Raw genomic sequence first — 8,674 nt, forward strand, 5'->3', positions numbered from 1 at the left:
CGGAGGCGCGGCCACCGCGCTCGGGACGGTCACCGTACGAGCGCTGGGGGCGGTCGTCGCGCGCCGGGCGGTCGCTGCGGTCGAACGAACGAGGGGCGCGGTCGTCGCGCGCCGGGCGGTCGTTCCGGTCGTACGAACGAGGGGCGCGGTCGTCGCGCGCCGGGCGGTCGTTCCGGTCGTACGAACGAGGGGCACGGTCGTCGCGGGCCGGGCGGTCGCTGCGGTCGTAGCTGCGAGCGCCACGGTCGTCGCGGGGAGCGCGATCGTCGCGTGCGGGGCGGTCCGAGCGGTCCCACGAGCGGGGTCCGCGGTCGGAGCCCCGGGCGGCGTCGCGGCCACCGTCGCGGCCGTAGCCGCGGGCGGCCTCGCGGCCACCGTCACGGCCGAAGCGAGGAGCGGCGTCGCGGCCACGCTCGCCGTTGCGGCTGTCGAAGTCTCGGTTGCCGAAGCGGTTGCCGCCGGCCGGCTTCTCGCGGGGCTCCCAGTTGGGGCGGCGGTCGTCGGAGCGGGCCGCGCCGGGGGCACGGTTGCCGCCGCCGTCACGGGTGCCGAACTCGCGGCGTCCGCGGTCGGCGCGCTCGCTGGCGTCCCAGCGCTTCTTGGGGGCAGGGGCCCCGGCCTCGTCGGCGCGGTGGCCGCGGTGCTTGGGGCTCTTCGAGCCGGCCTTGGGGGCACCGCCGGTGCGGTCGGTGCGCGGGCGGGAGTTGTCGTAAGGAGACATGGAGGAGTTCTTTCCGGGCTTGTCAGAGATGACGCGAAGAAATACCCGGGCAGCCATTGACCAGGACCGTTCACAATCGTGAATTCATCCCGTCGTGACTCGACGGGAATCCGGCCCACAAGACTTACAAACCCTCGTGCTGTTCAAAGCTGTGCATGATCGGCACCACCAGGTGCCGATGTGCTCGCGCCACAGGCGCGGTGTCTTGAGCCGACCCACCTACGATACCCGAGCCTCCCCCGAACCGGAAGCCCCGCCTCCTCGGGCACGCCGACCGAGGTCACCCCCGGGCGGCAGCCGTCTCGGCACCCTCGGCACGCTCGGCACCCGCGGCGCCCTCGCCCGACTCCGCCGCCCGTCGGTCGGCCCGGCGTTCGCCGATGCGCTCGAACAGGTAGTAGATGACGGGCAGCACCACGAGCGTCAGCAGGGTGGACGACACGAGCCCGCCGATCACGACGATGGCGAGCGGCTGCGAGATGAAGCCGCCGTGCCCGGTCACGCCGAGCGCCATCGGGGTGAGCGCGAAGATCGTGGCCGCCGCCGTCATGAGGATCGGCCGCAACCGCCGCGACGCTCCCTCGAGCAGCGCCTCGCGCACGCGCAGACCCTTCTCGCGGTACTGGTTCACGAGGTCGATCAGCACGATGGCGTTGGTCACCACGATGCCGACGAGCATGAGCACGCCGATCAGCGACGCCACCCCGAGCGGCACGCCCGAGGCGAGCTGCAACAGGATCGCCCCGGTCGCCGCGAACGGGATCGACACGAGCAGCAGCAACGGCTGGATCAGGCTGCGGAACGTCGCCACCATCACGATGTAGACGATCAGGATCGCGATCAGCACGGCGAGGCCGAGCTGCGAGAAGGCGTTGGCCTGGTCGGCCGTCGCCCCACCGATGGTCGCGTCGGTCCCGTCGGGCAGGTCGACGGCGGCCACGGCGTCGGACACCTCGGTGCCGGCGGCCGAGAGGTCGTCGCTCGACGGCGTGATCGTCACGGTCGCCGAACGTACCGCGTCGGTCGTCGTGACGGAGGTCGGCCCGGTCGTCTGCTCGACCGTGGCGATGGAGTCGAGGCGCACGGGCCCGGTCGGGCTCGGCAGCTCGAGGGCCTTCAGCTCGTCGATGGTCGCCGGCGGCGTCGGGTCGACCGTGTAGACGTCGACCGAGCTGTCGTCGATCTCGAGCGACCCCACCCGGAAGGGCTGGATGGCCTGCGACACGATGCCCCCCACGGCGACCTCGCTGTAGCCGAGGGCCGCGGCCGCGACACGGTCGACCTGCACGCCGATGACCGGCTGGGCCGCCTGCAGGTTGGAGCTGGCCTCGGCGGTGCCGGGAAGCCCCTGCACCTTCTTCAGCACGGCATCCGTCGCGGTCTGCAGGCTGTCGGGGTCGGGTGCCGTGACGTCGACGGTGATGTCGTTGCTCGTGCCGAAGCCGCTCGACGCCGAGACCTCGATCTCGCCCGCGTCCGTGACGTCGTCCAGCCGGGACCGGACGTCGGCCTGCAGGGCGTCCTGGTCGGCGCTCTCGTCGGTGGTGATCGAGTAGGTGACGGTGCTGTCGCCCGATCCTCCGAGGAAGCTCGCGATCGACGTCCCGCTCGAGCCGATGGTCAGCTGCACCGTCTCGATGCCGTCGACGCCCTCGAGCACCTGCTCGACCCGGTCGGCGGCGTCGGACTGCGTCTGCAGGCTCGACGCGGGCGGCAGGGTCTGCGTGACGCTGAACGTGTTCTGCCCGCTCGCCCCGAGGAAGTTCGTCTTCATGAAGGGGATGACGGCGCCCGTGCCCACGAGGATGAGCAACGCCACGAGGATCGTCACGACCGGACGCTGCAGGGTGCCCCGCAGCACCGGGACGTACGCGCGACGCAGGCGGTCGAGCGGTCGGGTGTCGGACGGGTCGGAGGCGCGGGTCGTCAACGACTCGACCGTCGCCCCCTCGACGGCGGCGGCCTCGCCCCCCGGCGCGTGCTTGTGGGCCTTCGGTGCCCGGAGGAACCAGTACGCCAGCACGGGCACGATCGTCAGCGCGACGAAGAGCGACGCGACGAGCGCGATGGTGACCGTCAGGGCGAACGGCCGGAACAGCTCGCCGGTGATGTTGCCGACGAAGGCCAGCGGCAGGAAGACCACGACGGTCGTGACCGTGGACGCGGTGATGGCACCCGCCACCTCGCGGACGCCGACCTTGATCGCCTCGAGCCGGTCGACGCCCGCGGTGAGGTGCCGCTTGATGTTCTCGATGACGACGATCGAGTCGTCGACCACGCGGCCGATGGCGATCGTCAGCGCACCCAGGGTCAGGATGTTCAGGGTGTAGTCCGCCGCCTGCAGCCCGATGAACGTGATGAGCACGCTCGTCGGGATGCTGATGGCGGTGACGATGGTCGACCGGATCGACAGCAGGAAGACCAGGATGACGATCACGGCGAACACGAGGCCGAGCAGCCCCTCTTCGGCGAGCGCGTCGATCGACTGCTGGATGAACGGCGCCTGGTCGAACACCACCGACAGCTCCACGCCGTCACCCAGGTCGGAGGCGAGGCCCGGGATGGCGTCGCGAACGGTCTGCGACACGTCGACGGTGTTGGCGTCGAGGGTCTTGGTGATGGCGACCGTGAGGGCGTCCTGCCCGTCGACGCGGCTGATCGAGGTGACGGGTGCGCCGGTCAGCTGCACGTCGGCGACGTCGCCGATCGTCGTGGCCGAGGTGCCGCCGAGGAGCGGGAGGGCGCGGATCTCGTCGACGCTCGTGAGTCTCTGACCCGCCTGGATGGACAGCGTCTTGCCGTCCTGCGTGAGGGTGCCGCCGGGGATCAGCGTGCCGTTGGCGTCGAGGGCGTCCTGGAAGGCGGCCGTGGTCAGCCCCGCGGCGGCGAGCGCCGTCTGGTCGGGCGAGATGGTGACGCGTTGGCCGGCGTCGCCGTAGATCGAGGCCTCGCGGACGCCGTCGAGCTTCTGCAGGTCGGGCACCGTGACGGTGGTCAGCCGGTCGACGAGGGCCTGCGAGTCGGCCGAGTCGTAGCCGGTGACGGCGATCTGGATGACGGGCAGGTCGTCGAGGCTGCCCGTGACCACCTGGGTGTCGACGGAGTCGGGCAGCGAGAGCCGGTTGATCGCCGACTGGATCTTCTGCTCGGCCGAGTCGAGGTCGGTGCCGTAGGTGAACTCGGCCGAGACCGTGCTCTGCGAGGTGCTCGAGGTCGCCGAGGTGCCCTCGAGCCCGGGGATGATCTGGACGGCCTGTTCGATCGGGGTCGAGACGTCCTCGTTGACGACCTCGGGCGTGGCCCCCGGGTACGAGCTGACGATCGCGATCTGCGGGAACTGCACGTTGGGCGCGAGCTCTTGCTTGAGCGAGGTGAGGGCGATGCCGCCGAAGACGGCGACGACGATGGTGACGAGGGCGATCAGCGCGCGGTTGCGCAGGCTGAAGACGGACAGCAGGTGCACGGTGCTCCGGTGGTGAGAGGGAGAGCGGAGGAGGCGCGGTGAACGACGTGCACCGCACCTCCATTGTCACCAGCCTCTCTGGGAACTGGCGGCGGTTCCTTTCACGCTGTGCAGATCCCTGCCTGGTCACCGTGACGGGGACGAGCCGACCGCACGACCCGGCTCAGACCACCTCGGCCAGCAGGGGCGAGGTCGGCGCCTGCACCCCGTCGACCCCGTCCCACGCCGCGCGCAGGGCCCCGAGCGCCCGGTCCGTGTCGCTGTCGGCGTACGAGAACGGCACGCGGAGGAACCGCTCGAACGCCCCGTCGATGCCGAACACCGGGCCGGCCGCGAGCAGCAGGCCCTCCCGGCGGGCCGCGAGGGTGAGCTGCGAACTGACCGGTGCCCCGAGCCCCACCCAGGTGGTGAGGCCGCCCGCCGGCGACGGCACCTGCCACGACGGGAACGCCTCCCTCAGGCCGTGGACGACGCGGTCGCGACCTCGTCTCAGGTGGCCGGCCCGCGCCTCCAGCACGCGGTCGAAGTCGCCGAGCAGCTCGGCGACCACCAGCTGCTCGAGCACGGGGGTGCCCAGGTCGCCTGCCGAGCGGGCGCGCACGAGCCGCTCGACGAGCGGGCGCTCGGCACGGATCCAGCCGATGCGCAGCCCACCCCAGAGCGACTTGCCGACCGAGCCGATCGTGACCGCGCGTCCGTACGCGGCCATCGGCGAGGGGGCGTCGCGACGGTCGTCGATCGCCATCTCGGCCATGGTCTCGTCGGCGATCACGACGGTGCCCTCGGCGGCCGCCGCCTCGAGCACGCGCGCCCGCTGGTCGGCGGGCATCGTCGCGCCCGTGGGGTTGTGGAAGTCGGGCATCAGGTAGGCCACCGGCGGGCTGGTGCGCCGCAGGGTCTGCATGAGCGCCGCTTCGTCCCAGCCGTCGTCGACGGTGACGCTGACCGGCACCAGGCGGGCGCCGGCGCCGCGGAGGGCCTCGAAGGCGTGCGGGTAGCCGGGCGCCTCGACGACGGCCCGGTCGCCGCGCGAGACCAGCACGCGGGCGAGCAGCGCGATCGCGTGCTGCGCCCCGAGGGTCACGACGATCTGGTCGGCAGTCGTCTCGAGCCCCCGCCGTCGGTACCGTTCGGCGATCGCCTCGCGCAGCACCGGCCGCCCGACCGGGTCGTAGCCCGGGTCGTCCAGGTACGCGCCGAGCCGCCCCGCCGCCCGTTGCGCCGCCTCGGCGATGCCGTCGACCGCGGGCAGCGCCGCCTTCGTCAGGTCGAGCAGCCCCTCGGTCGTCGTCGGACGCGGCACCGAGGCGCGGGCCGGCAGCCGGACGACGCTGCCGCTGCCCCGCACGCTGTCGACGTGCCCCGTGTCGCGGAGGGCGGCGTAGGCCGCGGCCACGGTCGTGCGACTGACCCCGAGGTGCGCGCAGAGGTCGCGTTCGGACGGCAGGCGGGTGCCGACCGGCAGCCGGCCGTCGAGCACGAGCAGGCGGATGCGGTCGGCGAGCGCCAGGTAGCCGGGAACCGAGGAGGCGCGCCACGAGTCGAGCAGGACGCCGAGCGCCCGCGACGAGACCGTGGTGGCACCGTGGTCGAGGTTGGTCACGCGGCCACCCTAGGCGGATTGGACCCTTGCCACCAGGCCAGTCGAGCGATTGGATCGACCCCATGCTCCTCTCGCGTCGCCTGCTGCAGTTGTTCGTCGGCCTCACCGCCTACGGCTTCGCCATCGCCCTCATGGTCCGCGCGGGCATCGGCGTCGCCCCGTGGGACGTGCTGTCACAGGGGCTCGTCCGCCACACCGGGCTGACGTTCGGCACCGTCACGTTCGTCACGAGCCTCGTCGTGCTCCTGCTCTGGATCCCCCTGCGCCAGCGACCCCGCTTCGGCACGATCGCCAACACCCTGATGATCGGTCCGGTCGCCGACCTCGGCCTGCGCGTCCTGCCACAGCAGACCGAGTGGTGGGCACAAGGCCTGACCTTCGCGGGCGGCCTGCTGTTGCTCGCCGTCGCGAGCGGCCTCTACATCGGAGCCGACTTCGGGCCGGGCCCTCGCGACGGGCTCATGCTCGGCCTCCACGCCCGGTTGGGCTGGCGGGTGGGCGTCGCGCGCACCGTCATCGAACTCACGGTCCTCGCCGCGGGGTGGCTGCTCGGCGGGCAGGTCGGCATCGGCACGGCGGCCGAGGCCCTGCTCATCGGCCCGCTCGTGGCGATCACGTTGCCGCTCTTCGCCCGGCGCCGGGTGGCGACCTCCGTGGTCGCCCCGGCCCGCGCCTCCTCGCCTGCCTGAGCCGCGGCCGGTACGAACCAGTTCGGACCGACCCGCGCTGACCGGGAATAAATCGTCCACGAGCGAAGTTGACAGGCCCTCGCACGGGAGTAGAGTCGCCGCTCGTGACCAACGACACCCGGTCGCCGAAGCGTTGGCTGATCGGTGAACCCCTCCCCTCGGAGAAGCTCGAGGGGCAGCTGCTCCCGAAGCACCTCGCACTGCCGATCTTCGCCAGCGACCCGCTCAGCTCGGTGGCCTACGCGCCGCAAGAACTGCTGATGATCCTGCTGATCGGCGGCCTCGGGTTCCTGACCCTCGCGCCGTGGGTGGCCGTCGCGGTCGTCGTCCTGCTGCTGGTCGTGGTGGCGTCGTACCGTCAGCTGATCAAGGCGTACCCGTCGGGCGGCGGCGACTACGAGGTCGCCCACAAGAACCTCGGCGAGAAGGCCGGGCTCGTGGTCGCCTCGGCGCTGCTCGTCGACTACGTCATGACGGTGGCCGTCTCGGTCGCCTCGGGCGTGGACAACATCATCTCGGCCGTGCCCGAACTGGCGCCGGTGCGCGTCGAGCTCGCGATCTTCTTCGTCGTCCTGCTGGCGGCCGTCAACCTCCGGGGCGTGCGCGAGTCGAGCAAGGCCTTCGCGATCCCCACCTACCTCTTCGTGTCGAGCGTCTTCGTCATGATCGTCATCGCCCTGGTGCGCACCGCCCTCGGCGACCCGCCCGTCGCCGAGAGCGCCGAGTACACGGTGCAGGCCGACCAGCTGACGCAGGCCGCCTTCATCCTGCTGTTGCTCCGGGCCTTCTCGAGCGGCTGCTCGGCCCTGACCGGCGTCGAGGCGATCGCCAACGGCGTGCCCGCGTTCCGGCGGCCCAAGGTGCAGAACGCCCAGAAGACCCTCGTGCTGATGGGCAGCATCGCCATCGTCCTGTTCGCCGGCCTCGTCGCCGTCGCCTTGATCGCCAAGGTGCACTACGCCGAGGACGCCTGCGACCTCCAGGGGTTCGTCGACTGCGCCACCACGCCGCAGCGCAGCCTCGTCGCGCAGATCGCGAGCGCGGTCTTCGGCGGGTCGCTGTTCGGCATCCCCTTCTACGTGCTCCAGGCCTGCACCGCGGCGGTGCTGTTGCTGGCGGCGAACACGGCCTTCAACGGGTTCCCCTTGCTCGGGTCGATCCTGGCCCGCGACCAGTACGCCCCCAAGGCGCTCAACACGCGCGGCGACCGACTAATCTACTCGAACGGCGTGATCGTGCTGGCGCTGGTGGCCTGCGCCATCCTGCTCGTCTACCAGGCCAGCGTCACCGGGCTGATCCAGCTGTACATCATCGGCGTCTTCGTCTCGTTCACGCTCGGCCAGACCGGCATGGTCGTCCACTGGACCCGCATGCTGCGCGAGGGATGCGCCGACCGTGGAGCGGTGTACCGCGCCCGCGGCATCAACGCCTTCGGCGCCCTGCTCACGGCGTCGGTGTTGATCGTCGTGACGGTGACCAAGTTCACGCACGGCGCCTGGCTGGTGTTCGTCATCATGCCGATCCTCTTCGTGCTGATGCTCGGCGTGAACCGCTACTACCGGGACGTGCTCGTCGAGATCGAGCCCGACGCCACGACGCAGTTCGGCTCGCACGGCGACCACGCGATCGTGCTGGTCGGCACCATGCAGAAGCCCGTGCTGAAGGCCCTCGACTACGCCATCGCCGCACGCCACGAGTCGCTCGAGGCGATCCACGTGGGCATCGACGACGAAGCAACGGCGCTCCTGCAGCGTCAGTGGGCCGAGCAGGACATCGAGGTGCCCCTGCGCATCGTCGCCTCGCCGTACCGCGACATCAGCATGCCGCTGATCAAGTACATCAAGGCCCACCGTGAAGAGCACGGCAGCGAGGTCGTCACGGTCTACACGCCCATCTACATCGTCGGCCACTGGTGGGAGGCCGCGCTGCACAACCACAAGAGCCGCCGCATCCGCCAGAAGCTCATGCTCGTGCACGGCGTGACGATCTCGCTCGTGCCGTGGCTGCTCGACTCGTCCGAGGTGCTCTACGGGCGTCGATCGCGGCCGATCCCCGGCCAGGACCGCCGTGGGGAGCCGATCCGCCCCCGCCCCGTGCCGCGCCGCGTGCTCGAGCCGGCCGGTCGCCGGTCGGGCGCCGCCGGCGGGGCCCTGGGCGCCGACGCGGGCCCGGACGGCCGCGCCGGGGCGGCGGTCGAA

The 8,674-nt window shown here is 71.6% G+C and carries 4 protein-coding genes and 1 pseudogene; 2 read left to right on the top strand and 3 right to left on the bottom strand.

Features of this window, described 5'->3' with window-relative positions; translation table 11 throughout:
* From IFT36_RS13640 to yczR, 3 genes and pseudogenes are all read right to left on the bottom strand, one after another.
* Positions 1–721, bottom strand: a pseudogene (locus IFT36_RS13640) (DEAD/DEAH box helicase); the annotation flags it as partial.
* 280 nt (positions 722–1,001) lie between these two features.
* On the bottom strand, positions 1,002–4,184 hold the full coding sequence (locus IFT36_RS13645) for an efflux RND transporter permease subunit (protein WP_123572032.1): 3,183 nt from the start codon (positions 4,182–4,184) through the stop codon (positions 1,002–1,004).
* 163 nt (positions 4,185–4,347) lie between these two features.
* Positions 4,348–5,787, bottom strand: coding sequence for a MocR-like transcription factor YczR (yczR, locus tag IFT36_RS13650; protein WP_200413404.1), 1,440 nt, complete (start codon positions 5,785–5,787; stop codon positions 4,348–4,350).
* A gap of 62 nt (positions 5,788–5,849) precedes the next feature.
* On the opposite strand from yczR, the gene yczE reads away from it, so the two are divergent.
* Both yczE and IFT36_RS13660 read left to right on the top strand, forming a co-directional pair.
* The gene (yczE, locus tag IFT36_RS13655) at positions 5,850–6,476 is read left to right on the top strand and encodes a membrane protein YczE (RefSeq protein WP_056049470.1); all 627 of its coding nucleotides are present in this window, start codon (positions 5,850–5,852) and stop codon (positions 6,474–6,476) included.
* A gap of 104 nt (positions 6,477–6,580) precedes the next feature.
* The coding region (locus tag IFT36_RS13660) for an APC family permease (protein WP_307785114.1) at positions 6,581–8,674 on the top strand (2,094 nt) is incomplete at its 3' end.

Origin of the sequence: Frigoribacterium sp. CFBP 13605 (assembly GCF_014839405.1) — a bacterium.
Taxonomy (GTDB): domain Bacteria; phylum Actinomycetota; class Actinomycetes; order Actinomycetales; family Microbacteriaceae; genus Frigoribacterium.